Origin of the sequence: Fretibacterium fastidiosum (assembly GCF_000210715.1) — a bacterium.
GTDB lineage: Bacteria > Synergistota > Synergistia > Synergistales > Aminobacteriaceae > Fretibacterium > Fretibacterium fastidiosum.
The window spans coordinates 2,670,080-2,671,279 of sequence record NC_021038.1; the positions used below are offsets into that span (position 1 = coordinate 2,670,080).

Annotated in this window: 2 protein-coding genes; both read right to left on the bottom strand. The window is 48.8% G+C overall.

From position 1 onward, the window contains the following. Positions 1-206, bottom strand: a 206-nt coding sequence (locus SY1_RS11995; protein ID WP_208873891.1) for a hypothetical protein, incomplete at its 3' end; no start/stop codon positions are given. Positions 207-274: 68 nt separating this feature from the next. Continuing rightward, positions 275-1,171, bottom strand: coding sequence for a hypothetical protein (locus SY1_RS12000; RefSeq protein ID WP_208873892.1), 897 nt, complete (start codon positions 1,169-1,171; stop codon positions 275-277). Between the last annotated feature and the right edge of the window lie 29 nt (positions 1,172-1,200).

The following is a 1,200-nucleotide window of genomic DNA, read 5'->3' on the forward strand; positions in this document are numbered from 1 at the left end:
GGCAGGTCGCCTCCAATTGAAAAAAGACTTTTCATATTAATTTTAACTCCAAGATCAATATGGCGCTTTCGGGAATGCTCGCCGCGGTCGTGACCATAACGGCGTGTTCCCTCACGCAATACCCGTTCTCCATCCTTTCCAAAGGCGTCCAATAGCTCTCGGCCGATAAATGAGTAGAGAAGAGTGTAATTATCAGAAAGATCCATGACGCATTGTTCTTCATAAGTACACATTTTTGCACCTGTCTTTCTTAAGAGTTCTGTCGGTATATCTTCTATGCCTTACAGGCTTTTGCTATGGGATATAAAACCAACTTCTTCATGATCTCCATGGCCTGACCCGTCTTATGCTTTCCCCAGATAGCGCCATCAACATCGGGGTCCAATGCAAGTGGAAAATTCAGCCTTACAAAGTCCATGTTCATGGGAAGCAGGGTGTGCTCTGCCTGAAGATGCAAAGTTTGGAGGGCCACTAGCGCCCAGCGCTTCAACCCTTCTGCCGCCGCGCAGACGCCATCTTGCCCACATAAGTCTTCGGCAGTTTCCATTAATCGGCAATAGAGCGCAATGGTCATGCGACAGATGCTTTCATCAAGGTTGGTGTTACTTGGAATTGAGGCGGGGGCGCAGTATGAAGGATCACAATGAGCGAAGGCTTCTTTTGCCCTTTCAGGGGACATGTTTGCCTCCCTGAAATAAACGGAGAAACGGCAGCAGTTGTCTCTTGGACATGTCAGCAGTGTGGAAAGATTCACCTGGCCGACGCCGTCAGTGAAAGCGAGGACACGGGCATGTTGATATTCTTCACAGTAAAAGCTGCCCTCTTTCCAGCCGTCTCGACGGGTCCAATAATCCGCCAATGGGCAGGTGTACACTTCCCATATCTGGCGCTCTTCCTCGTTAAAAATTTCGTTTTCTCGGAAGCGTGGGTCGGCCACAACGTCACAGTCACAATGATAAAGATTTTGGATATTGGTTTTCAATCCATCCTTTAACAGTCGTTGACGTTGAGCCATTCCGCTGTCATGCCCAGCGCGGCGGACAGCCTCGCGGATGATCCGTTCGCCAATCTTTTGTCCACACAAATCCCTGATGCTCCTGGTGATACACAGGTACATGGCTGCAAAAGCATCTTGTTTGTTTTGCGGCTTGATCTCTTCATACGTGTACATCTCGCTCTCTTAATTCTCCTTCTCGCCTC